At 73.7% G+C, this 24,955-nt stretch carries 20 protein-coding genes and 1 pseudogene; 10 read left to right on the plus strand and 11 right to left on the minus strand.

Annotated elements, in window-relative coordinates; all coding sequences use genetic code 11:
• The first annotated feature begins 48 nt into the window (after nt 1-48).
• The gene (locus SCWH03_RS04235) at nt 49-873 is read left to right on the plus strand and encodes an MOSC domain-containing protein (RefSeq protein WP_173261980.1); all 825 of its coding nucleotides are present in this window, start codon (nt 49-51) and stop codon (nt 871-873) included.
• 400 nt (nt 874-1,273) lie between these two features.
• Nucleotides 1,274-3,718, plus strand: a complete 2,445-nt coding sequence (locus tag SCWH03_RS04240) for a right-handed parallel beta-helix repeat-containing protein (protein WP_173261983.1) — start codon at nt 1,274-1,276, stop codon at nt 3,716-3,718.
• Here the strand turns inward: SCWH03_RS04240 and SCWH03_RS28770 are convergent.
• On the minus strand, nt 3,694-6,381 hold the full coding sequence (locus SCWH03_RS28770) for a hypothetical protein (RefSeq protein ID WP_443098653.1): 2,688 nt from the start codon (nt 6,379-6,381) through the stop codon (nt 3,694-3,696). The two genes, SCWH03_RS04240 and SCWH03_RS28770, sit on opposite strands and share 25 nt — an antisense overlap.
• 198 nt (nt 6,382-6,579) lie before the next feature.
• Between SCWH03_RS28770 and SCWH03_RS04255 the strand changes: the two genes are divergently transcribed.
• Entirely contained in the window at nt 6,580-7,425 is an 846-nt protein-coding gene (locus SCWH03_RS04255; RefSeq protein WP_173261985.1) for a DeoR/GlpR family DNA-binding transcription regulator, read from the plus strand.
• Nucleotides 7,422-7,892 (plus strand): SRPBCC family protein, encoded by a 471-nt coding sequence (locus tag SCWH03_RS04260; protein WP_173261987.1) that lies wholly within the window; start codon nt 7,422-7,424, stop codon nt 7,890-7,892. The genes SCWH03_RS04255 and SCWH03_RS04260 overlap by 4 nt, the downstream gene beginning before the upstream one ends.
• 197 nt (nt 7,893-8,089) lie before the next feature.
• Here the strand turns inward: SCWH03_RS04260 and cds1 are convergent, their stop codons facing one another.
• A complete protein-coding gene (gene cds1, locus SCWH03_RS04265) occupies nt 8,090-9,205 on the minus strand; it encodes an L-cysteine desulfhydrase Cds1 (RefSeq protein ID WP_173261990.1) in 1,116 nt (371 codons plus the stop codon).
• 182 nt (nt 9,206-9,387) lie between these two features.
• Between cds1 and SCWH03_RS04270 the strand changes: the two genes are divergently transcribed.
• Both SCWH03_RS04270 and SCWH03_RS04275 read left to right on the plus strand, forming a co-directional pair.
• Nucleotides 9,388-9,735 (plus strand): hypothetical protein, encoded by a 348-nt coding sequence (locus SCWH03_RS04270; RefSeq protein WP_173261993.1) that lies wholly within the window; start codon nt 9,388-9,390, stop codon nt 9,733-9,735.
• A gap of 198 nt (nt 9,736-9,933) precedes the next feature.
• Nucleotides 9,934-10,455: an ATP-binding protein gene (locus tag SCWH03_RS04275; protein WP_173261998.1), complete on the plus strand. Its 522-nt coding sequence runs from the start codon at nt 9,934-9,936 to the stop codon at nt 10,453-10,455.
• Between the two features lie 271 nt (nt 10,456-10,726).
• Here the strand turns inward: SCWH03_RS04275 and SCWH03_RS04280 are convergent, their stop codons facing one another.
• Together SCWH03_RS04280 and SCWH03_RS04285 are read right to left on the minus strand one after the other, a co-directional pair.
• Nucleotides 10,727-11,953, minus strand: a complete 1,227-nt coding sequence (locus SCWH03_RS04280; protein ID WP_173262001.1) for an ROK family protein — start codon at nt 11,951-11,953, stop codon at nt 10,727-10,729.
• 339 nt (nt 11,954-12,292) lie between these two features.
• On the minus strand, nt 12,293-13,588 hold the full coding sequence (locus tag SCWH03_RS04285) for a geranylgeranyl reductase family protein (protein WP_254076552.1): 1,296 nt from the start codon (nt 13,586-13,588) through the stop codon (nt 12,293-12,295).
• Nucleotides 13,589-13,727: 139 nt separating this feature from the next.
• Between SCWH03_RS04285 and SCWH03_RS04290 the strand changes: the two genes are divergently transcribed.
• Both SCWH03_RS04290 and SCWH03_RS04295 read left to right on the plus strand, forming a co-directional pair.
• Nucleotides 13,728-15,092, plus strand: a complete 1,365-nt coding sequence (locus SCWH03_RS04290; RefSeq protein ID WP_173262007.1) for a dipeptidase — start codon at nt 13,728-13,730, stop codon at nt 15,090-15,092.
• 96 nt (nt 15,093-15,188) lie between these two features.
• Nucleotides 15,189-15,881 carry an MBL fold metallo-hydrolase gene (locus SCWH03_RS04295; RefSeq protein ID WP_173262010.1) on the plus strand — a complete coding sequence of 231 codons (693 nt, stop codon included), beginning with the start codon at nt 15,189-15,191 and terminating at the stop codon, nt 15,879-15,881.
• A 161-nt stretch (nt 15,882-16,042) separates the two neighbouring features.
• On the opposite strand, the gene SCWH03_RS04300 is transcribed toward SCWH03_RS04295, so the two are convergent.
• Nucleotides 16,043-17,074, minus strand: a complete 1,032-nt coding sequence (locus SCWH03_RS04300; RefSeq protein ID WP_173262014.1) for an NUDIX hydrolase — start codon at nt 17,072-17,074, stop codon at nt 16,043-16,045.
• A gap of 152 nt (nt 17,075-17,226) precedes the next feature.
• Between SCWH03_RS04300 and SCWH03_RS30095 the strand changes: the two are divergent.
• Nucleotides 17,227-17,397: pseudogene (locus SCWH03_RS30095) on the plus strand (DUF8839 family protein); the annotation flags it as partial.
• Nucleotides 17,398-17,414: 17 nt separating this feature from the next.
• On the opposite strand, the gene SCWH03_RS04305 reads toward SCWH03_RS30095, so the two are convergent.
• Nucleotides 17,415-18,344, minus strand: a complete 930-nt coding sequence (locus SCWH03_RS04305) for a peptidoglycan recognition protein family protein (RefSeq protein ID WP_173262017.1) — start codon at nt 18,342-18,344, stop codon at nt 17,415-17,417.
• Between the two features lie 752 nt (nt 18,345-19,096).
• Nucleotides 19,097-20,056 (minus strand): ROK family protein, encoded by a 960-nt coding sequence (locus SCWH03_RS04310; RefSeq protein WP_173262020.1) that lies wholly within the window; start codon nt 20,054-20,056, stop codon nt 19,097-19,099.
• A gap of 230 nt (nt 20,057-20,286) precedes the next feature.
• Between SCWH03_RS04310 and SCWH03_RS04315 the strand changes: the two genes are divergently transcribed.
• Nucleotides 20,287-21,270 carry a LacI family DNA-binding transcriptional regulator gene (locus SCWH03_RS04315; protein WP_173262518.1) on the plus strand — a complete coding sequence of 328 codons (984 nt, stop codon included), beginning with the start codon at nt 20,287-20,289 and terminating at the stop codon, nt 21,268-21,270.
• 139 nt (nt 21,271-21,409) lie between these two features.
• Here the strand turns inward: SCWH03_RS04315 and SCWH03_RS04320 are convergent, their stop codons facing one another.
• The 4 genes from SCWH03_RS04320 to SCWH03_RS04335 form a co-directional block, all read right to left on the minus strand.
• Nucleotides 21,410-21,535, minus strand: coding sequence for a hypothetical protein (locus SCWH03_RS04320; RefSeq protein WP_371872608.1), 126 nt, complete (start codon nt 21,533-21,535; stop codon nt 21,410-21,412).
• A gap of 110 nt (nt 21,536-21,645) precedes the next feature.
• A complete protein-coding gene (locus SCWH03_RS04325) occupies nt 21,646-22,935 on the minus strand; it encodes a DUF6986 family protein (RefSeq protein ID WP_173262023.1) in 1,290 nt (429 codons plus the stop codon).
• Nucleotides 22,936-23,094: 159 nt separating this feature from the next.
• Nucleotides 23,095-24,069 (minus strand): electron transfer flavoprotein subunit alpha/FixB family protein, encoded by a 975-nt coding sequence (locus tag SCWH03_RS04330; protein WP_173262026.1) that lies wholly within the window; start codon nt 24,067-24,069, stop codon nt 23,095-23,097.
• Nucleotides 24,070-24,127: 58 nt separating this feature from the next.
• Nucleotides 24,128-24,913 carry an electron transfer flavoprotein subunit beta/FixA family protein gene (locus tag SCWH03_RS04335; RefSeq protein WP_173262029.1) on the minus strand — a complete coding sequence of 262 codons (786 nt, stop codon included), beginning with the start codon at nt 24,911-24,913 and terminating at the stop codon, nt 24,128-24,130.
• Nucleotides 24,914-24,955 lie beyond the last annotated feature (42 nt).

Genomic DNA, 24,955 nt, shown 5'->3' on the forward strand with positions numbered 1-24,955 from the left:
GACCGCCGCGACCGGCGGAAGACGCGGGGCACCTGGCAGGATGCCCGTATGGCGACTCCCGTGCTGCGCTCCCTCCACGTTCACCCGGTCAAGTCCCTCCGCGGATACGCCCCGGCCGAAGCCGCCGTGGAACCGTGGGGGCTCGCGGGCGACCGCCGGTGGATGCTGGTGGACACAGCGGGCCGGGCCGTCACCCAACGCCAGCAGCCGCGGCTGGCGTTGGCCGCAGCGGAACCGCTCGCGGACGGCGCCGTCCGGCTGACCGCACCCGGCAGGACGCCGCTGACCGCGGTGGTGCCCGAGCCGTCCGGCACCACCGTCGTGGAGCTCTTCGGGGAGAAGGCGGAGGCGGTGCCCGCGGGCGCCGCCTGCGACCGGTGGTTCAGCGCGTATCTGGACGCACCGGTCCGGCTGGTGCACCTCGACGACCCGGCGTACCGCCGCCCCGTCGACCCGGACTACGCGCTACCGGGCGAGACCGTGTCGTTCGCCGACGGCTTCCCGCTGCTGCTCGCGTCGGCCGCCTCGCTCGACGCGCTCAACTCGCTGATCGCCCAGGGCGGCCACGCGGACGAGGGCCCGCTGCCGATGGACCGCTTCCGTCCCAACCTGGTCCTGGACGGCACCGCGCCGTGGGACGAGGACGGCTGGAAGCGCGTCGCCGTCGGCGAGGTGTCCTTCCGGGTGGTCAAGCCCTGCGGCCGCTGCGTGGTCACGACCACCGACCAGGCCACGGCGGCACGGGGGAAGGAGCCGCTGCGCACCCTGGCCCGGCACCGCCGATTCGGCGACCGGCTGGTCTTCGGGCAGAACCTGGTGCCCGAGCACACCGGGACCGTACGCGTCGGCGACCCGGTGCGTGTCCTGGCCTGAGCCGGGCGGTACGGGGGACCGGGCCGCCGGTACCGCGTCGCCAGGGGGTGTTCGCCCCGTCGCGACGCCCGGGTCGGCCCGGCCGCCCCGGCGGGCCCGGCGGGCCCAGCACACCCGGCACACCCGGCACAGCGCATCGCGGCGTCGCCGAACCGGCCGGGCAGGCCCGCAGCGAGGTCGGTGCGGTGCCGTGCACCGCACCGCACCGGACGCCGTGCCGTGCCCCTCCCCGACGGGCGACCGCTGCCTGACGCTGCGCCAGTCGCCGGGAGCCGGTCCCGGCCGGGGCCGCACGGACCCGTGCGGCCGACCGGTCAACCCCCGGTTCCCCCGCACGCTACGGTGGTGCGACGCGCGGCACGGGCGCGACCGACGCACGAGGTGGGGGCAGATCAGCACCATGGCACAGGGCACGGTCCAGGTGACGCACACCGGCACATCGCGGTGGCGGCGCCGCACGGGTGAGTACGCCTCTCTCGCCGCGGCCCTGGAGGCGGCGGCCGACGGCGACGTCCTCACCGTCTCACCCGGCACCTACCGGGAGAACCTCGTACTCCGGCAGGCCGTGACGCTGCGCGGGACGGACGGCTCCGCCGGATCGGTGCGGATCGCCCCCTCGGACGGAGTGCCGCTGACGGTCCGCGCGTCGGCGACCGTGCAGGACCTGCACATCGAGGGGCAGGACGCCACGGCGCCCGCGCTGCTCGTCGAGGACGGCACCCCCGAGCTGACCGACCTGCGGATCGTGACGCGCTCGGCGGCGGGCATCGAGGTCCGCGGGGTGGCCCGCCCCACCGTGCGGCGCTGCACGGTGGACAATCCGGCCGGCGTCGGGATCGGCGTACTGGACGGCGCGGGCGGGGTGTTCGAGGACTGCGAGGTCGTCGCCGCCGCGCAGTCCGGGGTGTCGGTGCGCGGCGGCGCGCACCCGCGGCTGGAGCGCTGCAAGGTGCACCACGCCTCCGGTTCCGGGCTGAGCGTCACCGGGGAGAACAGCTCCCTGGAGGCGCTGGGCTGCGAGGTGTACGAGATCAGGGGCGCCGGCGTGCAGGTCACGGCCCGGGCGACGGCCCATCTGACGGACTCGCGGGTGCACCGCACCTCCTCCGACGGCATCACGCTCGACACGGACGCGGTGCTCACCCTCGCCGACTGCGATATCCACGACGTGCCGGAGAACGCCGTGGACCTCAGGTCGCGTTCGGTGCTCACGCTCACCCGCACCGCGGTGCGGCGGTTCGGCCGCAACGGCCTCTCGGTGTGGGACCCGGGGACGCGGGTGGACGCCAACCAGTGCGAGATCCACGACAGCACCGGCGACTACCCGGCCGTCTGGGTCAGCGACGGCGCGACCGCCGTGCTCGACTCCTGCCGGGTGCACGACGTCCCGGACGCCCTGTTCGTGCTGGACCGCGGCTCGCGTGCCGACGTGGTCGACAGCGATCTGACCCAGGTGCGGAACACGGCCGTGTCCGTCAGCGACGGGGCCACGGCGCAGCTCGACGACTGCCGGATCAGGGACGCCTCGACCGGCGCCTGGTTCCGCGACCACGGCAGCGGCGGCACACTCGGCAACTGCACCATCGACGGCGCCCAGACGGGCGTCATCGTCACCAAGGGCGCGGACCCGTCGATCGAACGGTGCACGGTGACCTCGCCTGCCGAGGCCGGTTTCTACGTCTCCGCCGAGGGCCGCGGCACCTTCCACGACTGCCGGGTCGCCGGCAGCGGCGGATACGGCTTCCACGTCATGGACGGCTGCCGTGCCACCCTGACACGCTGCCGCACGGAGCGGTGCGCACGCGGCGGCTACGAATACCCCGAGGACGGCACGGCCGTCGAGGACTGCACCAGCGACGAGAGCGCCGTGCGCCCGGCGCCGCCCGCCACCGCTGCGGTGGTCGCCACCGCCACCCGTTCGCCGGGCCTGCTGTCCGTGATCCCCGGCCAGCGGAGCGCCGGGCCCGAGCTCGCCGCCTCCGCACCTGCCTCCCTGTCTGCCTCCGCGTCTGCCTCCGCGACCGCCCCCGCCGCCAGGACGTCCGAAGCGGTACTCGGCGAACTGGACGCCCTGGTAGGCCTGGAGAGCGTCAAGCGCGAGGTAAGGACGCTCACGAACATGATCGAGGTGGGCCGCCGCCGGCAGGAGGCGGGCCTGAAGGCCGCATCCGTCCGACGCCATCTGGTCTTCACCGGCTCCCCCGGCACCGGCAAGACGACGGTGGCGCGACTGTACGGAGAGGTCCTGGCGTCCCTCGGGGTCCTGGAGCGGGGACATCTGGTCGAGGTGTCCCGGGTCGACCTGGTCGGCGAGCACATCGGATCCACCGCGATCCGCACCCAGGAGGCCTTCGAACGGGCCCGCGGCGGTGTGCTGTTCATCGACGAGGCGTACGCACTCTCCCCGGAGGACTCCGGCCGGGACTTCGGCAGGGAGGCCATCGACACCCTGGTGAAGCTCATGGAGGACCACCGGGACGCCGTGGTGGTGATCGTCGCCGGGTACACCGCGGAGATGGAGCGGTTCCTCACGGTCAACCCCGGTGTCGCCTCACGTTTCTCACGGACCATCACCTTCAGCGACTACCTGCCAGGCGAACTGCTGCGGATCGTCGAGCAGCAGGCCGAGGAGCACGAGTACAAGCTGGCCGAGGGCACCACCGAGGCGCTCGGCGCCTACTTCACGGCACTGCCGAAGGGCCCGGCGTTCGGCAACGGCAGGACCGCGCGCCAGACCTTCGAGTCGATGGTCGAGCGGCACGCGGGCCGGGTGTCCGAACTCGCCGAGCCGAGCACCGACGACCTGTCCCTGCTCTACCCTCAGGACCTGCCCGAACTCCCCTGATGCGGGACGGCGGCGGCGCGCCGGCGGGGCAGCGCGGGCGGTAGCCGTTCCAGGAGGGCGCGGCGTTCCTCGGCGAACGCCGGGTCGGCCTGGTAGCCGGAGTGCCCGAGAACGGGCTCCGGCAGGGGATGGGCATCCGTACGCCCGTACACCACGGGGTCCCTGAGCGCCTCCCGGTCGACCGCGGGCCTGCCGTCCTCCGCCGCGAGCCGGACCGGCCCGCCTATCGGGTCGGTGTACCGCCAGAGGTTGCGCCAGCAGTGCAGTTCCCGGTACAGGCCGCGCAGCTGCCCGGCCCCGAAGTAGGCGGGGAACCAGCGTCCGTAGAGCCGCTCAAGCGGTGAGCCGAAGGTGAGCAGGGCGACGCGCCGGCGGGTGGCCGCGGGCAGCTGCCAGACCGCGGCCGCGGCGAGCACGCTGCCCTGCGAGTGGCCGGAGATCACGAGCCGTCCGCCGGTGGTGGAGGTCCAGGACGCCATGCGCCAGGTGAGGTCGGGGACGGCCCGTTCGGCGTAGCAGGGCGGGGCGAAGGGGTGGGCTGCGCGGGGCCAGAAGGTGCCGACGTCCCAGAGTATTCCGATGGTGCGCCGGGCCGAGGCGTCCCGGTAGGCGCGCCGGCCCCAGGTGACGAAGAGGACGAAGCCCAGTCCGACCAGCCAGGAGCCGAGGGCCTGCGCGGCATCGACGGCGGCCTCGAGGAGCGGATGGGCGCTGTCGAACGCCTCGCCGGGCACCTCTCCGCTGATCCACGCCCCGGCGACCGCGCCCGCGCCGAGCAGCAGCGTCGCAAAGGACAGGATGGCGATGAGGGTCGGGGCGGCGTCGGTGAGGCCCGCGCGGGCGCGGACGGTCGCGATCCGGCGGGTGCGGACCCGGTCGGGCCGCTCGTCGGGGTAGTCCCGCTCGACCCGGTCGCCGAGGGCGCGCGCGGCGCGCCGGGTCCGTACCCCGAGGACGCAGAGCGGCACCACGAGCAGGAGCAGCAGGACCGGGATGACCGAAGCCTGCCAGCTGAGCAGCACCGGCGGACCGGGAATCGCCTCTCCCCCCTCCCCCGGGGTACCCGCGCCGTCGAGCCAGCCGGCGACCCGCTGGGCGACGCCTCCCGCCATCACGCCCCCGAGCGCACAGGCGAGCAGGGCGACCGCGGGGCCGCCCAGGCCCCGCATGGCGGTGCGGCCGTGCCGGACACGCAGGTGCATCACCCCCGCGGCGACGGCGAGCAGGACGACGAGGCCCCCCTGGGCGACGGCGATGACGCGGAAGGCGACCTCACCGGGGAGCGTGCCCTGGGAGGCCCAGCCGGGGCGCGACCAGGACGCGTACACCATCGCCACGGCGAGCAGGACGAGCGAGACGAGGGGCAGCCTGCTGACGACGGCCCGGTCCGTCCGGTTGTCGAGGACGTCCTCGCTGCGCCCGCGGCGGAGCACGACGGCGACGACGAGGACGCCGGCCAGTACCAGTACCCCTTCGAGGAGCCACCCGGCGACCTCCAGCGCACGGACACCGGCGCTCCGGTCGTGGCGGGCGGCGGCGCCGGCCACGGCGGCCGCGATGACCAGGAATCCCGCGGCGGTGTGCGCGGCGCGGAGCCGGGCGACCAGCCGGCGGCCGTACCAGAAGCCGGGCCGCCCGAGCGCGGGCCCGGCGGGGTCCCGGGTGCGGGCGGCGGCGCCGCGCTCGCCGTCCGCGGTGGCGGGCAGGCTCCCGCGGCTTCCGGCGGCGGGGGACTCCCCGCGGCCCGGCGTGTCGCGGGCGTTCTGCCCCGGCCCGGGTGCGCCCGGGATCCGGGACGCCGCGCGGGCGTCGGGGGCGGAAGGGGCCGAAGAGGTCGAAGGGGCCGAGGGGGCCGAGGGGGCCGAGGGGGCCGAGGCGGCGGAAGAGGCGGCGGAAGAGGCGGCGGGGGCGGAGGCCGAGGTGGCGGAGGAGGAGTCGCCCTGGTTCCCGGGGTTCGCAGCACTCGCGGAGTCCCCGTTCTCTTCGGGGCCGGCGGCCCGCCGCGCGGCCGCGGTGGCGGTGTCCGGCGGGCGCTGGGTCTCGTAGGCGCTCCAGGTTCGGTTGGACAGATACCAGAGCAGGCCCACCAGCGCGGCCGGCACCAGTGCCGCGAGGGACAGCCGGCGGCCGGGCTGCGACCACCAGCCGTCGTTCACGGCGGAGAGGAAGCCGATCCAGGAGCTGTCCCGGGAGCAGCGGGCGGACCCGGCGCACTGCCAGGCCGTCAGATCGAGGGCGACCTCGCAGGCCGCCGCGGTGAACAGCACCGTCAGGCTGAGGGCGATCAGCCGAACGAGCGTCCCGTACAGCCGTGACGTCCTGGTCCTACCCGTGGTGGCGGGCCGCATCCAGTGGGCCAGGTTGACGACCATGAACGGCAGCAGGAGCAGCCACAGGGCCCTGGCTCCGTCTCCCGAGGTGAGGTTGGACCAGCAGTACGCCTCGCGGACGGGCCCCTCGGGGCCCCGCCGGCGGCCGGGGCGGAGGTCGGCTCCGGCGTCCTCGGCGCGCCGGTACACGGCGGCGGTCGCGTCGCCGGTCACCCGCACCGTACGCGGATCGCCGAGCATGCCCTGGGGGGTGGCTCCGCCGACGCCGTGGACCATCAGTTCAAGGGCCGGCCCGCCGGGCTGCGGGACGGGGCCCGATGTGGCAGGGGACACTTCCGCGGCTCGCTTTCTGCCTGCGGGATCGAGGCGGTGGAGGAATCCCCGGCGCCCGGGACCCCGGACCACGGCGCGCGGCCGCGCGCCCCTGTATGTCATCTCCCCTCCGCCGGGGCGATCCCACCGTGGCAGGATGAGAAACCTCGGCGGACAGCGGTGGCATCCCGGCGCACGACGGAAGGACCGGCCCCAGCGGTGAGCAACCATCAGAACCTCCTCGGGGAACAGCGGCGCGCTCTGATCGTCGACGAGGTGCGGCGGCACGGAGGCGTGCGCGTCAACGAACTCACCCGCCGGCTGAACGTCTCCGACATGACCGTCCGCCGCGACCTGGACGCCCCCGCCCGGCAGGGCCTGCTGGAGAAGGTGCACGGGGGTGCCGTGCCGGCCTCGGAGGCGAGCACCTGCGAACCCGGTTTCGAGGCCACGTCGTCGCTCGAGCCCGGAGCCGAGGAGGACATCGCCCGGGTGGCGGCGGCGATGGCCGTCCCCGGGAGCGCCGTCGCGCTGTCGGGCGGCACGACGACGTACGCGCTCGCCCATCGGCTCCTCGACGTGGCCGATCTGACGGTGGTGACCAACTCGGTACGGGTGGCGGATGCGTTCCACACGGCGCAGCGGCCGGGCGGGGCGGCAGAGGGGCGCCCCGGCGCGCCCACGGTGGTTCTCACGGGAGGCGTACGCACGCCGTCGGAATCGCTGGTGGGCCCGGTCGCCGACCAGGCGATCCGCTCCCTCCGCTTCGACCTGCTGTTCCTGGGGGTCCACGGCATCTCGGTGGAGGCGGGGCTGTCGGCGCCCAGTCTCGCGGAGGCCGAGACCAACCGGCGTCTGGTCCGCTCGGCCCGCCGGGTGGTGGTCGTCGCGGACCACACCAAGTGGGGCACGGTCGGGCTGAGTTCATTCGCCCGGCTGGACGAGGTCGACACACTGGTGTCGGACGCGGGGCTGCCGGGCGGGGCGCGCGAGGCGCTCGCCGAGTACCTGCCGAACCTCGTGGTCGCCGGTGAGGCGGCGGATCCCCCCGAGGCGCGGGCATGACCGTGTTCCGTATCGTGCGGACGGCACCGCTGCCTGCCGCGGAGGCCTGGCGCCGGCTCACCGACTGGCCGGCGCACGCCGCGCAGGTGCCCCTGACCCGGATCTTCGTGGTGACGGAGGGGCCGAGCGCCGAGGGCACCCGGTTCGTCGCCCGGACGGGGGTCGGCCCGGTCCGTTTCGACGATCCGATGGAGATCGTGCGATGGGAACCGCCGGAGGGCGGACGTGCCGGTCACTGCCGGCTGGAGAAGCGCGGCCGGGTCGTGCTGGGCTGGGCGGAGATCGCGGTCCGGCAATCGCCTCCCGGGGCGGAGGCGACCTGGACGGAAGTCACCTGGACGGAGGAACTGCGGGTGCGGGGATTCCCCGGCGCGGCAGGACCGGTACTGGCGCGGGCCGGACGGCACGTCTTCGGCCGCGTGGTGGACTCTCTGCTGAGCGGCGTTCCGCGGTCGCCCGGGCGGTGACCGTCCGGTGGGCCGGGGACCGCGCCGTCGCGGCCTCGCGGCGTCCCGGCGTCCCGGCGTCCCGGCGTCCCGGCGTCCCGGTCAGAGTCCCGTGGAAGCCCCGCCAGGGCCGCGCACGGGCGGCTGTCCGCGGTCGTGCGTGGCGGCGGTCGAGCGTGGCGGCGGGCCCCGCCGCTCGCCCTCTCCCGGTGCCCGGTTCAGCCGGGCCAGACTCCGGTGTGCAGGAACTGCTCGATGGCGGCGGTGTAGGGGGCGATGTCGAGGCCCTGCTCCGCCAGCCAGTCGTCGGAGTAGTACTTGTCCAGGTAGCGGTCTCCCGGATCGCAGATCAGGGTCACGACGCTCCCCTGCTCCTGCCCGGCCACCATCTCAGCGACGATCTTCAGCGCGCTCCACAACCCGGTCCCGGTGGAACCGCCGGCCTTGCGGCCGATGGCGTCCTCCAGCGCCCGTACGGCGGCGATGCTCGCCGCGTCCGGCACCTTCATCATCCGGTCGATGGCACCGGGCACGAAGCTCGGCTCCATCCGGGGCCGCCCGATGCCCTCGATGCGGGAGCCGCAGTCGCTTGTGGCCAGTGCGTCCCCCCGGGTCCAGCCGTCGAAGAAGCAGGAGTTCTCCGGGTCGGGGACACAGACCCTGGTGTCGTGCTGCATGTAGTGGACGTAGCGGGCGATGGTCGCCGAGGTGCCACCCGTGCCTGCGGTGGCCACGATCCACGCGGGCTCGGGGTAGCGCTCCAACTTCAGCTGCTGGTAGATCGATTCGGCGATGTTGTTGTTGCCGCGCCAGTCGGTGGCCCGCTCGGCGTAGGTGAACTGGTCCATGTAGTGGCCGCCGGTCCGGGCGGCGAGCGCCGCCGACTCCTCGTACATCTTCCGGGGGTCCTCCACGAAGTGGCACCGTCCACCGTGGAATTCGATGAGGCGGCACTTCTCCGAGCTGGTGGTGCGGGGCATCACGGCGACGAAGGGCACCCCGATGAGCTTGGCGAAGTACGCCTCGGAGACGGCGGTCGAGCCACTGGACGCCTCGATGACCGGCTTGCCCGGCCGGATCCAGCCGTTGCACAGCCCGTACAGGAACAGCGATCGCGCCAACCGGTGCTTGAGGCTGCCGGTCGGGTGGGTGGACTCGTCCTTGAGGTAGAGGTCTATGCCCCATCTCTCGGGCAGGGGGAAGCGCAGCAGATGGGTGTCGGCCGAGCGGTTGGCATCGGCCTGGACCTTCCGGACGGCTTCTTTGAGCCATGCCCGGTACTCGGGGTCGCTGCGGTCCACATCGACGGTGGCCATCGCCTCATAGGTGGTCATGCGCCCCGCTCCTTACTCTCCAGCCGGCAGTTCCCATAGTCCACAATATGCCCCTCACCTGCATAAACATTGACTTGGGGGTGCTATAGGGGTTGCTTGGGGGATGCGGCGGGGAAGCGCTCTGGTGCCCACGCGGATGGCTGTGCAGACTGAGGTGCAGGAACGGCGTGAAGGGGGCGTCCATGTCGGAGGCGGATTTCACGGCACCCGTGCGGGACCCGGAGTTCAGCGCCACGGGCGTGCGGATCGAGCGGTGGCCCCGCTCGCTCACGACGGCCGGCCAGGTCCTGGTCGAGGGCGGCACCCTCGCCCTGCTGACCAGCTACGGCAGGGTCATCGACAGCGCACCCGTGCAGGCGGTCCGGGTCGGCAGGCCCTGGTTCGGGGCGGGCTCCGACAGCGCAGTCGCCCTGGTCAACGGCACCCGCTACCGGCTGACCCTGAGCGGCTCCGGCCGGGGCCGCGACGGCAGGGCGCTGACGGGCCGCCTCCTGGAGGTGCTCCGCAAGGCAGGCGACGGTTCCGGTTGATCCGGCGGACCGCCCCACCTGCGCCGCATGTGCGCGGAGTTGCGCATGCCTCACACCGGGTTCACTCTTGACTCATCACTCAGGGTTCACCGGCGGTGACACTGTGACCCAGCTCCGCCGGCGCAGACAGCAGTCGGCAGCCAACTGCTGGATCCGATCCTTCGTCTTCTTCCGGACCTATTTCGGGGAGTCGCAGCCGTGATCAGCGAGGCAAGCAGGCATTGCACGGTAGAGCTCCAGGCTCTGCCGCCGCGGATCGGCCAGATCCGCAGAATCGTTTCAGCGCAACTGCGCTACTGGCAGCTCGATCGCCTGATCGACCAGGCGGCTCTCGGCGTCACGGAGCTCCTGACCAACGTCCACCGGCACGCACAGCCCGACAAGCTGTGCACCGTGGAGATGGAGCTGCTCTTCGACCGGCTCACCGTGTCGGTGCACGACCACGACCCCCGGATACCGATGCTCGGATCCGCGGGGCCGCTCGAGACCACCGGCCGTGGACTCGCGCTGGTCGAGGCCGTGAGCGAGAGCTGGGGAGTCCGGCCCAAGGGCGATGACGGAAAGGCCGTCTGGTTCACGCTGCCGACGGCCCTCCCGCCCCCCGCGGGGCCGTCGCCGTACGCGGCCGACACCGTCTTCGGCAAGGCCACCACGGCCTTCCCCGTCGTCGGGGCGGAGCCGCGGGACCGCGCCCCGGCGCGGGCCGCGGCCACGACCTGACCAGGCGGGTCCGCCGGGCGCGTCAGCCGCACGGGACACCGCTCGGGCGGGGCGTCAGGCATCAGGCATCAGGCATCAGGCATCAGGCATCAGGCATCAGTGTGAGGTACGCGGGGCCGGCCGAGGACACCCCGGTGGCCGCGCAAGCAGCTCGCCCGGTGACGGTCCACCCGCTCACGGGTGCTGCCGGCGCGGCGATGCGGACCTCCGGGACGCACTCACCGGCAGAACCGTGCCGATCGCACACGGGTTTCGTGCCGCGCGGGCGCGCTCACGGAACACGCTGCGCCAGCACGCTCTGCGGATCGTCCAGCACCGGTTGCCAGGCCAGTTCCGCCGCACCCACCAGGCTGTTGTGGTCGAGGGTGCACGGCAGGATGGGCACACTGCCGCTGCGGCCCCAGAGGCTGCGGTCGGCGACCACCGCCCGCAGGCGCTCCGGGTCGGCGTCGAGCAGTTCGCGGTGCAGACCGCCCAGGATGATGCGGTCCGGATTGAGGATGTTGACGAGCCCCGCGAGCCCGAGGCCGAGCCGGTCCACGATCTCCTCGGCCGCCGTCCGCACCGCCGGGTTGTCGTACTCCTCGCGCAGCAGGTCCCTGGCCTGCTGGAGCAGTGACACCTCGGGACCGGGGTCGATACCCGCCGCGGTGAGGAACGCGAGCGGGTCGGCCTCCACGTCGAGGCAGCCCCGGCTGCCGCAATGGCAGGCGCGCCCCTCGGGGTTGACGGTCAGATGGCCGACCTCGAGCGCGAGGCCGGAGCTGCCCGTGTGCAGTCTGCCGTCGAGCACGAGCGCACCGCCGACGCCGCGGTGGCCGGTGGCGACGCAGAGGAGGTGCCGGGCTCCGCGGCCGGCCCCGTGCCGGTGTTCGGCGAGGGCGGCGAGGTTGACGTCGTTGCCGGTGAAGGCGGGCCCCGTGAGGCCGGCCGCCCGCACGCACTCGGTGAAGAGATCGCGGACCTGAGCACCCGCGGGCCAGGCGAGATGCAGCGGGTTGAGGGCGGTGCCGTCGGGTTCGGCGACCGCCGAGGGCACGGCGAGTCCCGCGCCGACACAGCGGCGACCGGACTCCTCCAGCAGCGCCGCGCCCGCCTGGACCACGTCGCCGAGCACCTGAGCCGGATCGGCCGACACGGTGACGCAGCCGGGTGCGGTCGCGGCGATCGTCCCGCCGAGTCCGACCAGCGCGGCCCGGAATCCGTCCGCGTGCACCTGGGCGGCAAGGGCGACGGGCCCGTTCCCGTCCACGGCGAGCCGGTGGGAGGGGCGGCCCTGGGAGCCGGAGGCAGCCCCGGGGCGGGAGTCCACCCGGATGAGACCGAGCGCTTCCAGTTCCGCTGCGACCGCGCCGGCCGTGGCCCTGGTGACGCCCAACTCGGCGGTCAGCACGGCCCGGGTGGGCGCACGCCCCGTATGGACCAGCTCCAGCGCGGGGCCGAGGGCGCCGCGGCCACGCTCCAGCCGCGTCCGGGTGCTCGTCGCCTTGCCGTTCATGGGCGAAGTCTCCCATGATCTTGCAGGCCGGGGGACACTGCGGGGGCCGCCCGCAGCGGCGGCAGGGGCGGCTCCCGCGGCGCCGCTCTCCCCACCCCTGGGGGGCACCGTCCCCCGTACCCGGGCCGCTCCTGCGGCGGCACACGCGCGAGACGGTGCGGGAAGTTCCGCCGGGTCGGCCGGACGGGACCGCCCGCGGCGCGCAGACGGGGTGACGGGTCGGGCCGGGTCCCGTAGGACGGCAGCGGTAGCCGCTGGACGCCAGGCGGCCGGATCAGCACCGCTACCGGGCGCGCGGCTCACCGCGTCCGGCGCACGGAGCGGTCGGCCGCGCGCAGTTCAGGACGCGGCCCGCACCCCGCCCGTCCCCTCCCGTCCGTCAGCGGCGTCAGCGGCGCCGTCCCCCACCGCCGGCGCGGGACGGGAGCGGTCCATCGCCTCCAGGGCCCGCCTGGCCAACCCGTGCGTACGCACCATGCCGGCCAGTGTCGTGGCCCCGCGCGTGATGTCCGCGAACGCCTTCCAGGCCGGACGGAAACCCGTGATCGCGGCATGCAGGATGCCCGGGCGACGCTCGAACGCCGAGAGCATCCGACTGCCGACGCCCATCTCCACCCCGAGCCCCGCCTTGACCGCGAAGGCGTAGTTCAGTGCCTGGCGGCGCGCGTCGACCGCGTCGCCGGCCTCCGCGACCCGCACCGCCCAGTCCCCGGCCAGCCGGCCCGAGCGCAGTGCGAAGGAGATGCCCTCCCGGGTCCACGGCTCCAGCATCCCCGCCGCGTCGCCGCAGACCAGCACCCGCCCGCGGGACAGCGGGGAGTCGTCGCTGCGGCAGCGGGTCAGATGCCCTGAGGAGACGGCCGGCTCGAACCCTGCCAGCCCCAGCCGGGCGATGAAGTCCTCGAGATAGCGCTTGGTCGCGGCACCCTCGCCGCGTGCCGAGATCACCCCGACGGTGAGCACATCGCCCTTGGGGAAGACCCAGCCGTAACTCCCGGGCATCGGGCCCCAGTCGATGAGCACCCGGCCCGCCCAGTCCTCGGCGACCGTTGCGGGCACCGGGATCTCGGCCTCAAGACCCAGGTCCACCTGGTCCATCTTCACCCCGACGTGTGCGCCTATGCGGCTCGCGCTGCCGTCCGCCCCGACCACGGCACGGGCGAGCACGGTCTCCCCGCCGGCGAGCACGACCGCGACGGTGCGGCGGTCGGGCACGGCCGGCCCGTGCTGCTCCACCCGGACGACGGCGGCACCGGTGCGCAGGACGGCGCCGGCCTTCTTGGCGTGCTCCACCAGTGCGGCGTCGAACTCCGGGCGGTTGACGAGCCCGAACAGCATCCGCCGTGAGCGCCGCGTCCGGGCCAGCCGGCCGTTCATCGAGAACGTGACCGCGTGCACCCGGTCCCTCAGGGGCAGTTCGAAACCGGGTGGCAGCGCATCCCGCGAGGGGCCGATGATCCCACCGCCGCAGGTCTTGTAGCGGGGGAGTGCGGCCTTCTCCACAAGGAGCACCCGCCGGCCCGCCACCGCGGCCGCATAGGCCGCCGATGCTCCCGCCGGCCCCGCGCCGACCACGACGACGTCCCACACCGGCTGGTCCCGCCCGCTGGCGGCATCTGCGTTCTCGCTGCTCACGATGTGCTTCTGCTCCCGATCCGACGCTCGGCCCAAGGTCTCCACGGCATCCTACGGCGCTGCCTCCACCCGTTCCGCTGTGGGAGGATCGCCGTAACTTCGCCCTCCACACAACGTCGCACCCACAAGGAGCGTGCCCATGGCCGGGAATCCGATCGCCGAGACCGTCGCGTCCCTGATGCCCCGCGCGAAGGCGGAGCTCGCGGAACTGGTGGCGTTCGAGTCGGTGGCGGATCCCGCGGTAGCGCCGGGGAGCGAGTGCGAGGCCGCCGCCGGCTGGGTCGCGGACGCGCTGCGCTCGGAGGGCTTCCGGGACGTGGCGCTGCTCGACACCCCCGACGGCTCGCAGTCGGTCTACGGCCTCCTCCCTGGCCCCGAGGGCGCTCGCACCGTGCTGCTGTACGCCCACTACGACGTGCAGCCGAAGCTCGAGGAGTCGGCGTGGGTGTCGCCCCCGTTCGCGCTCACGGAGCGCGACGGCCGCTGGTTCGGACGCGGGGCCGCCGACTGCAAGGGCGGCTTCCTCATGCATCTGCTCGCGCTGCGTGCCCTCAAGGCGAACGGCGGTGTGCCCGTCTCGGTCAAGGTGATCGTCGAGGGCTCGGAGGAGCAGGGCACCGGCGGCCTCGAGCGGTATGCCGAGGCGCACCCGGGACTACTCGCCGCAGACGCGATCGTCATCGGCGACGCCGGGAACTTCCGGGTGGGACTGCCCACCGTCACCGCGACGCTGCGCGGTATGACGATGGTCCGGGTCACCGTCGACACCCTGGAGGGCAATCTGCACTCGGGGCAGTTCGGCGGAGCCGCCCCCGACGCCCTGGCGGCGCTGATCCGCGTACTGGACTCACTGCGCGCCGAGGACGGTTCTACGGTGGTCGAGGGGCTGGACGCCGGCGCCGCCTGGGACGGACTCCAGTATCCCGAGGCGGACTTCCGCAAGGACGCCAGGGTCCTCGACGGGGTCGATCTGATCGGCCGCGGCACCGTCGCGGACCGGATCTGGGCGCGCCCCGCCGTCACGGTGATCGGCATCGACTGCTCCCCCGTCGCGGGCGCCACCCCCTCCGTGCCGGCGAGTGCCCGCGCACAGATCAGCCTGCGGGTACCGCCCGGCCAGGACGCCGCTGAGGCGACGAAGCTGCTCTTCGCCCACATCGAGAAGCACACGCCGTGGAACGCGCGGGTGAGCGTCGAACAGATCGGCCAGGGCCAGCCCTTCCTCGCCGATACGGGCAGCCCGGCGTACAAGGCGATGGCGGACGCCATGCGCGTCGCCTATCCCGGGCAGGAGATGCAGACCGCCGGCATGGGCGGTTCGATCCCGCTGTGCAACACTCTCTCCGAGCTGTACCCGTCGGCCGAGATCCTGCTGATCGGGCTGAGCGATCCGGACGCCCGCATCCACGCCGTCAACGAGAGCGTTTCCCCGGAGGAGTTGGAGCGGATGTCCGTGGCCGAGGCTCACTTCCTGGTCAACTACGCCCGCTCTCAGCCGGCTTGACGGGAGGGCGGCCTCGGCCGGGGCCGCCCTCCCGGCGAGGCACGCCGAGGGCGAAACGCCCGGTCGCGAGCCGCCGCCACCGCGTACGTTCGCCGTATGGACATCGTCGAGATACTGCCCCGGCTGCACATGCTCCGGTTCCGCGTCGGCCAGGCGTACCTCTGGCGCGACGGGGACGAACTCACCCTGGTCGACGCCGGGGACGTGACCGCCGCACCGGGCGTCGAACGGGCGATCCGCTCGCTCGGCGACGATCCGGCAGGGCTGCGCAGGATCGTGCTGACGCACTGCCACCGGGACCACATCGGTGCCGCTGGGGAACTCGCGGGCCGCTACGGGGCCGAGGTGCTGGCCCACCGGCTCGACGCACCGGTGATCCGCGGCACGGCGCCGGCGCCCGAACCGGCCATGCCGGACTGGGAGATCTTCCTGTACGAGCAGACTCTCCCCGTCCCCGAGGCTCCGCCGGTGCGGGTGGACCGGGAGGTCGCGGAGGGCGACGAGCTGGATTTCGGCGGCGGCGCCCGGGTGGTGCACGTCCCGGGCCATACGGACGGCTCGATCGCGGTCCATCTGCCGGCCCACGGTGTGCTGTTCACCGGGGACACCGTCGCGAGGGCCGGCCAGGTCATGCCGGGCGTCTTCAACGTGGACCGCGAGCGGCTGGTGGACTCGGTACGGCGGCTGGCCTCCCTGGCACCGTCCGCGGTGTGTTTCGGGCACGGCGCCCCCCTCACAGAGGACGCGGCCGCCGCGCTGAGCGCCGCAGCGGCCGGTGCGGTCCCGTGAGCGCGCGGCGCCGTGGACCCGGGGCCGGCACGGTTCGTCTCCTGGCGCGAGACCACGCGGGTGGCGAGGCGGTACCGTCCGGTGGAGGTGCGGCAGACCGCCCCGCCCGCTCCTCGCACCACACCACACCGCACCGCACCGGCGGCCGGTCCCGTACTCGTTCAGACGGGCACGCCGGCCTCCAGGTTGAGCACCGTCCCGCGTTCCCTGGCGCGCAGCGCCCAGCGCAACCGCTCGTAGCGCACCGGGGGCAGCATCCCCGCGGCCTCCTCCTCCGAGGCGAAGCGCCAGCCCCGCAGCTCGGCCCCCGGCAGGCTCACCCGCGCGGCCGCGTCGTCGCGGCTGAGCCGTCCTCCGTCGAAGAGCAGCCGGAGCCCTCCGTAACCGGGTGGGCGGGGCGGTTCCCAGTCGACGACGAGCAGCCGCGGTACGGAGTCGAGTTCGATCCCTATCTCCTCGGCGACCTCCCGGACGCCCGCGCGGGCCGGGGCCTCGCCGGACTCCACGACCCCGCCGGGGAACTCCCAGCCGGGTTTGTAGGTGGGATCGACGAGGAGCACCCGGTCCTGCTCGTCGAAGAGCAGGACCCCGGCCGCGAGGGTCTCGGACGTCGGTTCCGCCGTCTGCACGATGTCGCTGGCCGCGGCCTCGCCGGAGCGGACGGCGCGGGCCACCGTCCTCGCCGTCTCCCTCGGTGTGAGGAGGGAGTTGTCGACGACGTGGGCGTCGGCGAGCAGCCACTGGAGTGCGGTGCGGTAGCGCTCGACGTGGTGCTGGGCGTCGGCCTCCCCCGGGCTTCCGCCGGGGACGCCCAGGTCATCGCGGGTGGCGATCCGGTTCCGCAGGATCGTTTCGTCCGTGCGGAGCAGCACATGCCGGACCGGGATCCGGCGCGCGGCGAGACCACCGAAGATCTCGTCGCGGTGTTCCTGCCTCAGCAGGGTCATCGGGACCACCAGCACCCCGCCGACCTCGGCGAGCAGCGCGGCCGCGGTGTCCACGACCAGCCTGCGCCAGATCGGCAGGTCCTGGTGGTCCGTGACTTCGGCGAGCCGCTTCTGCGGCAGCAGGGCCCGCATCGCACCACCGGTCACCTCGGGGTCGTACAACGTGCTGTTCGGGATCAGATCGATCAGCTCGCGAGCGGTGGCCGTCTTGCCCGCGCTGAACGCACCGTTGATCCAGACGATCACGGTTCCCCCTCCTCCGTAGCCCCCTGTGGACTGCCCGCAACACCCTGCCACGGAAACGTCACTCCGGTTGCGTCAGGCCCGTCGCGCGGCCGGGCCGTCACACATCCGTACGGAGGTTCGTTGGAGATCGGGGACGAGCAAGGGGGTGCGAGGTGCGCCGCACGGTGCTGGAGAGGTTGCCCGCCGATGGCCCGCGAGGCAGCTGAGCGGCCGAGGAGTTCGCGCGGGCGCGCCGGGACGAGGGCGTCCCGGCGGAGGTCGTGATGGACCTGGACTCCGACGCGTTCCTCGTCGTGATCCCCCGGCAGGACTCCGGTACCGCCGAGCGGTCAGCCCGGGATCACACGGCCCAGTACGGTCCCGAGAGCACCCGGTGGAGCAGCTGCACCGAGGACCCGTCCGGTGTGGTGGCCCGGACCTCGAACCGCAGGTGACGGCCGCTGGGCACGTCGGCACTGCACTGGAACTGATGGCCGCCGGGCCCTTGCCCGGTGACGGTGAGGTACGCGGACGGGTTCCTTCCTGCGGTGTCCGTGAGATAGAAGCGGCCCTCGATGCGCGCTTCCTCATGGGTGCTGTCGGCGAACAGCAGGTGGACCAGGGTCGAGTGACGGCGCGGTCCCGCGTGCACCACGGCGTCCGTGAAGGCCAGGCCCGTCCACACGCCGGAACGGAGCGGGACGTCCACGGCGTTGGACTCGTTCAGCATCAACGGCATGTCGGGATCCTCCAGAAGTGGGCTCTGTCCGGTCGCCCGGGCGACGATTCCGGGAAAGACGACGTCTCTGAACTGGCTCACCCGGGTGTCACCCGGGCAGACGGTGCCGGACAACGACCAGTCGGTGTACAGGCGGTGGTAACCGTAGCCGGGGTCGGCAGCCGAGCGGCAGACCCGCAGCGGAATGCCGTGCCGCTGGTGCAGCCAGCTGCCGAGGGCGATCAGCTTCTCGACCTGCTTGTCGGTCCAGGGGTCCGACGCGCTGGTGTTCGAGGCCGTCTCGATCGAGACGGCGCCCGTCCCGTCAGCGCGCCGGTTGGCCCCGGCGTTGGCGTCGGCCCGGGTCTCGGTGCCGATGTACTGCCCCAGGTCGCCTGCGTAGTCGAGGCCGAAGTGGCTTTCGAGTGAGGTGGACTGCCAGTACTCGTAGAGCCGTTCCACGCTCCACGGGGCGGCGATGCTGTGGAAGATCATCTGTGTCGGCCGGATCGCCGGCTGGCCGTCACTCTCGGGTTGGAGCTCCATCTTTCTGGCGAACGGGCACCAGGCCATCGGGTTCCTCCTTCCTCTGCCCCACGAGGGGCAACGGCGTGAGCGGTCGTCACCTGCACTGCCGGCGGATGCGCGCACCGGTGCCCGGGCGGGGCCTGCGGCGGCGATCGGGCACCGCGCCCGGTCGCGGGCGTCCGGGGGAACGGGCCGCCGCCACCGGCGGTCCGGGTCACGGGCCCCGGCAGCGCCCGCGCACCGGCACGGCGGTGCGAGGTCCCCGGCTGCCGGCGGCCGTCCGCCGGCAGGGGGCCGTGCGCGAGCCGCGGTCGGCAGCGCAGCACGGGACGCTGTATCACGTGGCCGCCGGACCGGCGGGATGCGGTCCGGCCGGGCTGCGACGCGTTGGGGGTGGGCGGCACCCGGGACCGGTGCTACAGGAGCACCCCTCTGCGTCGTGCCCATGTCCGTGATGCCGCAGGCGGCGTCCCGGGAAACCCGCGGCCGGGGTCTTTCGGCCCGGTACGCCTCCGTGCCCGTGCGGCGCACGCATCGCACCGCCGGCCCGAGCGGGCGCATCGGCGCCCGCCCCCGGCGCAGTCGGGTACCGCGCGGGCCGGAGCCGCGGCGACCGCGCGGCGGGGAGCCCGGCCGTGCGAAGGGGGGCACGCGGAAAGAGCCACAGTCGCTGCGGCCCTGTTCGCCGCGACCACGCAGGCCCCGCCGCCGCTCGGAGCGGCGGCGGCCACGGGCCCGGCGGCGGCGACCGACCTGCCGCTCCGGTGCGCGGCCCGGCGTCCGCGCACCGGCGGCGCTCAGCCCGCCGCGGTGGCCGCCGCCCCGCCCCGCAGGCGGGGTGACACCGCCGCGGCCGCGCCGAGCAGACCCGCGTCGGTGCCCGTCAGGGCCGGGGCGACGACCAGTCCCTGGACGAAGGAGAGCCTGGCGTAGTCCTGCAGGGCACGGCGCAGGGGGGCGAAGAGGACCTCGCCCGCTCCCGCCACTCCCCCGCCGATCACGGCGATGCGGATCTCGACGAGCGTGGCGGTGGCAGCGATTGCCGCTGCCAGCGCCTGCGCCGCGCGCTCGAAGGAGGCGGCGGCCACCGGATCGCCCGCAGCGGCGGCCGCGGCTACGGCGGCCGCGGTGGCGTCGCCGTCCTCGCCGGGACGCCAGCCCTCCTCCAGGGCCCGGCGGGCGATGTTGGGGCCGCTCGCGATCCGCTCCACACATCCCCGCGATCCGCACGGGCAGAGGTCCCCGTCGAGATCCACACTGATATGGCCGATGTGGCCGGCGTTCCCGGTCGGCCCCGGGTGCAGCCTGCCGCCGAGTACGAGCCCGCCGCCGACTCCCGTGGAGACGACCATGCACAGGGCGTTGTCGTATCCGCGGGCGGCGCCCTGCCAGTGCTCGGCCGCGGTCATGGCGACGCCGTCCCCGACCAGTTCCACCGGCAGTCCTCCGGTGGCCCTCCGCACCCTGTCCACCAGCGGGAATCCCCGCCAGCCGGGGATGTTGACCGGGCTGACGGCGCCTGCGGACGCGTCCACCGGGCCCGCGCTGCCGATGCCGACCGCGGCGACGCGGAGCCAGTGCGGCGAGCGGCGGAGTTCACCGAGGACCGCAGCGACCGCGCCCATCACGGTCTCCCCGTCCTCACGCGCCGGCGTCGGCCGCTGCGCCCTGGCGTGAATCCCGCCGCTGCCGTCCACCAGTGCGCCGGCGATCTTGGTTCCGCCGATGTCGAGCGCGGCGACGAGGTCGTTATGCATCGGTGTGGATCTCCCGGGGACTGGTGACAGCGGCTGGTACGACCAGTCTCCCTGCCGATGACAACGTTGTCCAGGCTCTATGCTCGACGCCATAGCCTCGCACAGCCCCGAAGCGGGCACGCACGGCACCCGGCAGGTGGCCCGGACGGGCACTCCCGACGACGATTGGACTGCGCATCGTGGCCGAGTTCGCCCTCCGCAACGAGACCCGCTACGGCAACCGGCCCACCATGAAGGACGTGGCCGCGCGTGCCGGAGTGGGGCTGAAGACGGTCTCGCGGGTGGTGAACGGCGAGCCGGGCGTCACCCCGGACACCGAGCGCCGGGTGCAGGAGGCCATCGAGGCACTGGGGTTCCGCCGCAACGACAGCGCGCGCGTCCTGCGCAAAGGCCGTACCGCCTCGATCGGACTGGTCCTGGAGGACCTGGCCGACCCCTTCTACGGGCCGCTGAGCCGAGCCGTGGAGGAGGTCGCCAGAGCACACGGGGCACTGCTGATCAACGGATCCAGCGCGGAGGACCCCGACCGCGAGCAGGAACTGGTACTCGCGCTGTGCGCGCGGCGGGTGGACGGTCTCATCGTGATCCCCGCCGGTCACGACCACCGCTATCTGGAGCCCGAGATCAAGGCGGGCGTGGCGACGGTGTTCGTGGACCGGCCCGCCGGCCGGATCGACGCGGACGCCGTGCTCTCCGACAGCTACGGCGGCGCCCGGGAGGGCGTCGCGCATCTGATCGCCCACGGCCACCGGAGCATAGGGTTCATCGGCGACCAGCCGCGCATCCACACCGCGGCGGAGCGGCTGCGCGGCTACCGGGCCGCGATGGCGGACGCCGGGCTGCCGGTGGACGAGCGCTGGGTGTCCCTGGGGTCGACGGACCCCGCACGGGTGAGGGCGGCGGCGGAGGAGATGCTGTCCGGCCCCGAGCCGGTCACCGCCCTCTTCGCGGGCAACAACCGGGTGACGGTGACGGCGGTGCGGCTGCTGGCGGGACGGGACACCCCGATCGCCCTCGTCGGCTTCGACGACATCGAACTCGCCGATCTGCTCGGCATCACGGTGATCGCCCAGGACTCCGCCGCACTGGGCAGGACCGCCGCGGAGCGGCTGTTCCGCCGGCTGGACGGGGTGCACGAGGCCCCGACGCGGGTGGAACTCAGCACCAGGCTCCTCGCCCGCGGCTCGGGCGAGGTCCCTCCGCCCGGCGCCTGAACCGCGGTCGGCGCGCCGGGCGTTCCCGCCTCACGGGCCGGGGCGCCCGGCGGGTGCGCACAGCCCGCCCCGGTCGGACCGGGGCGGGCTGTGCGCACCCCGGTCGGCGACTCCCCTGCCGCGACGCTCAGCCGTGAGCCTACGAGGACGTGTCGAACGAGATCCAGACGTCAGGAGGCACGTCGGGCCGGGCGGGTACCGGTCTGCGCTCCTCGGTCCAGGCATCGTCGGCGACCTCCGTGGCGACGCGGCGCCAGAAGTGCACCGCGGCGGTGTCGGCATCCTGAAACGCGATCTCCCACGGGCCGGGGCGCGTTCCGCCGGCGGAGCGGCCGGTGCGCGCCGCAAGGCGTCGAGTCGGGCGGGCGGTTGCGGCTACCGGGGGGTGGCCGTCAGATCGCCGCGGCGCGGCCGGGCGAAGGCGTCGAGTTCGGCTCGGGTGAGGCCGGTGAGGTGTGCGACCTCGGCGTCGTCGAGCGCCCCGCAGTCCAGTCCGCGCAGCAGGTAGCCGCTGAGCGCCTTCGCCGTGGCGGGCTCGTCCATGATGTCGCCCCCGGCCCGTGCCGCGTAGGCGGCGAGGCGCCCGGCGGCGGCCTCCATACCCTCGCGGTAGAAGGCGAACACGGCTGCGTAGCGGGTCGGGAGGTGGCCGGGGTGCATGTCCCAGCCCTGGTAGTAGGCGCGGGCCAGGGCGCGGCGCGTGAGCCCGTAGTGGAGCCGCCAGGCCTGGTGCACCTGGTCGGTGCCGCCGACCGGCAGTACGTTGGTGGAGCCGTCCGAGACGCGTACGCCGGTGCCGGCGGCGGCGACCTGCATGACCGCCTTGGCGTGGTCGGCGGCGGGGTGGTCACCGGCCTGGTGGGCGGCGCTGACGCCGAGGCAGGCGCTGTAGTCGAACGTGCCGTAGTGCAGCCCGGTGGCGCGGCCCTCGGCCGCGTCGATCATGCGGGCGACGGTCGCGGTGCCGTCGGCGGCGAGGATGGCCTGGCCGGTCTCGACCTGGATCTCGAACCCGATCCGTCCGGTGTCGAGTCCATGGGCCTTCTCGAAGGCCTCGAGCAGCCGGGCGAAGGCCGTGACCTGCTCCGGGTAGGTGACCTTGGGGAGGGTGAGGACGAGGCCGCCGGGCAGTCCGCCGCGCTCCATGAGCCCGGTCAGGAAGACGTCGGTGGTGCGGATGCCGCGGTCGCGTACGGCGGCCTCCATGCATTTCATGCGGATGCCGGTGTAGGGCGCCGCCGCTCCCCGGTCGTGCGCATCGGCGACCAGCCGGGCGGCACGGGCGGCGTCGGCGTCCTCGTCGCGGCCGTGGTAGCCGTCCTCGAAGTCGACGCGGAGGTCCTCCACGGGCTCGCGTTCCAGCTTGGTCCGCACCCGCGTGTAGACGGCCTCCGCGAGGCCGCCGGGGAGCCCGAGCACCCGGGCGAGGGCCGCTGCGTTGGGGGCGTGCTCGTCCAGCAGGGCGAGCGCCTGGTCGCCCCAGGACCGGATCGTTCCGGGGGCGAAGGCGTCTCCGGGCACATAGACCGTGTGGACGGGCTGGCGGGTGCCGGGGTCTCCCGGGTACCGGCGGGCCAGCTCGGCGTCCACCGGTGCGAGGGAGGCGCTGATGCGCTCGCCGACCGCGCCGGCGAGGCTCGTCGACACCTTCTCCTGCTGACCCATTTCGGCACCCTCCACAACTCACTTCATTCCGCCTGACGGAATCGACGATCCGCATAGTGAAGCTATAGGGGTGACTGATCTGCGTCAATCGCCCTCCGGAACGCCGCGGGGCCGCGCGGTGGTTTCACCGTGCGGCCCCGGACGGGCGTGCTGCCCCACTCAGCCCTTGCGGGCCTTGATCTCGTCGGTCAGCTGCGGCACGACCTCGAAGAGGTCACCGACCACGCCGTAGTCGACCAGGTCGAAGATCGGGGCCTCGGGGTCCTTGTTGACGGCCACGATGGTCTTGGAGGTCTGCATACCGGCCCGGTGCTGGATCGCGCCGGAGATCCCGGACGCGATGTACAGCTGCGGCGAGACGCTCTTGCCGGTCTGGCCGACCTGGTGGGAGTGCGGGTACCAGCCCGCGTCCACGGCGGCGCGGGAGGCGCCGACGGCAGCGCCGAGCGAGTCGGCGAGCGCCTCGATCACCGAGAAGTTCTCGGCTCCGTTGACACCGCGTCCGCCGGAGACCACGATCGCGGCCTCGGTCAGCTCGGGGCGGCCGGTCGACTCGCGCGGGGTGCGGGAGACGACCTTGGTGCCGGTCGCCTTCTCACCGAAGACGACGTTCAGTGCCTCGACGGCGCCTGCGGCCGGGGCGGCCTCCACGGGGGCCGAGTTCGGCTTCACCGTGACGACCGGGGTGCCCTTGGACACGCGGGACCTGGTGGTGAAGGCGGCGGCGAACGCGGACTGCGTGGCCACCGGACCCCCGTCGCCGGCCTCCAGGTCGACCGCGTCGGTGATGATGCCGGAGCCGATGCGGACCGCGAGACGGGCCGCGATCTCCTTGCCCTCGGCGGAGGACGGCACCAGCACCGCGGCCAGGGAACCGCCGGCGGACGCCGCCTCGTAAGCGGCCTGCAGCGCGTCCACCTTGGGCACGACCAGGTAGTCGGCGAACTCCGGCGCGTCGGCGGTGAGGATCTTCACCGCTCCGTGCTCGGCGAGGGTGGCGGCGGTCGCCTCGGCGCCGGAGCCGAGCGCGACGGCGATCGGCTCGCCGATGCGGCGGGCCAGCGTCAGCAGCTCCAGGGTGGGCTTGCGGACGGCGCCGTCCACGTGGTCGACGTAGACGAGAACTTCAGCCATGGGACTTCTTCTCTCCTGCTTGCGAAGTGTGCGGGGCGGTTGGGGTGGTGACCGGAGCTCAGATGAACTTCTGGCCAGCGAGGTACTCCGCGAGCTGCTTGCCGCCCTCGCCCTCGTCCTTGACGATCGTGCCCGCGGTACGGGCCGGGCGCTCGGCCGCCGAGTCCACCGCGCTCCAGGCGCCCTCCAGGCCGACCTCCTCCGCCTCGATGCCGAGGTCGGACAGGTCCAGCGACTCCACCGGCTTCTTCTTCGCCGCCATGATGCCCTTGAAGGACGGGTAGCGCGCCTCGCCCGACTGGTCCGTCACGGACACGACCGCCGGCAGGGCCGCCTCCAGCCACTCCGACGCGGTGTCGCCGTCACGGCGGCCCTTGACGGTGCCCTCCTCGACGGAGACCTCGGACAGCAGGGTGACCTGCGGAACACCGAGCCGCTCGGCGAGGATCGCCGGAAGGACGCCCATGACGCCGTCGGTCGAGGCCATGCCGCACAGGACCACGTCGTAACCGGTCTTCTCGATCGCCTTGGCCAGGACCAGCGACGTGCCCATCACATCGGTGCCGTGCAGGTCGTCGTCCTCGACGTGGACGGCCTTGTCCGCACCCATGGACAGCGCCTTGCGCAGCGCGTCCTTGGCGTCCTCAGGACCGACGGTCAGCACGGTGATCTCGGCGCCGTCCGCCTCCTCGGCGATCTGCAGCGCCTGCTCGACGGCGTACTCGTCGAGCTCCGACAGCAGGCCGTCGACATCGTCGCGGTCGACGGTCAGGTCATCGGCGAAGTGCCGGTCGCCGGTGGCGTCGGGCACGTACTTCACACAGACAACGATCCTCAAGCTCACGCCGGCTCTCCTACTGCATCGTCATTACCGAGCTGCCTTGTG

Source organism: Streptomyces pacificus, assembly GCF_011766325.1.
Taxonomy (GTDB): domain Bacteria; phylum Actinomycetota; class Actinomycetes; order Streptomycetales; family Streptomycetaceae; genus Streptomyces; species Streptomyces pacificus.

Excerpts from the sequence above, each read along its gene's own strand:
- SCWH03_RS04290 (WP_173262007.1), top strand. The coding sequence starts at position 13,728 with ATGGCCGGGAATCCGATCGCCGAGACCGTCGCGTCCCTGATGCCCCGC.
- SCWH03_RS04240 (WP_173261983.1), top strand. The coding sequence starts at position 1,274 with ATGGCACAGGGCACGGTCCAGGTGACGCACACCGGCACATCGCGGTGG.
- SCWH03_RS04315 (WP_173262518.1), top strand. The coding sequence starts at position 20,287 with ATGAAGGACGTGGCCGCGCGTGCCGGAGTGGGGCTGAAGACGGTCTCG.
- SCWH03_RS04325 (WP_173262023.1), bottom strand. The coding sequence starts at position 22,935 with ATGGGTCAGCAGGAGAAGGTGTCGACGAGCCTCGCCGGCGCGGTCGGC.
- SCWH03_RS04305 (WP_173262017.1), bottom strand. The coding sequence starts at position 18,344 with ATGGCCTGGTGCCCGTTCGCCAGAAAGATGGAGCTCCAACCCGAGAGT.
- SCWH03_RS04330 (WP_173262026.1), bottom strand. The coding sequence starts at position 24,069 with ATGGCTGAAGTTCTCGTCTACGTCGACCACGTGGACGGCGCCGTCCGC.
- SCWH03_RS04280 (WP_173262001.1), bottom strand. The coding sequence starts at position 11,953 with ATGAACGGCAAGGCGACGAGCACCCGGACGCGGCTGGAGCGTGGCCGC.
- SCWH03_RS04235 (WP_173261980.1), top strand. The coding sequence starts at position 49 with ATGGCGACTCCCGTGCTGCGCTCCCTCCACGTTCACCCGGTCAAGTCC.
- SCWH03_RS04270 (WP_173261993.1), top strand. The coding sequence starts at position 9,388 with ATGTCGGAGGCGGATTTCACGGCACCCGTGCGGGACCCGGAGTTCAGC.
- cds1 (WP_173261990.1), bottom strand. The coding sequence starts at position 9,205 with ATGACCACCTATGAGGCGATGGCCACCGTCGATGTGGACCGCAGCGAC.
- SCWH03_RS04260 (WP_173261987.1), top strand. The coding sequence starts at position 7,422 with ATGACCGTGTTCCGTATCGTGCGGACGGCACCGCTGCCTGCCGCGGAG.
- SCWH03_RS04310 (WP_173262020.1), bottom strand. The coding sequence starts at position 20,056 with ATGCATAACGACCTCGTCGCCGCGCTCGACATCGGCGGAACCAAGATC.
- SCWH03_RS04295 (WP_173262010.1), top strand. The coding sequence starts at position 15,189 with ATGGACATCGTCGAGATACTGCCCCGGCTGCACATGCTCCGGTTCCGC.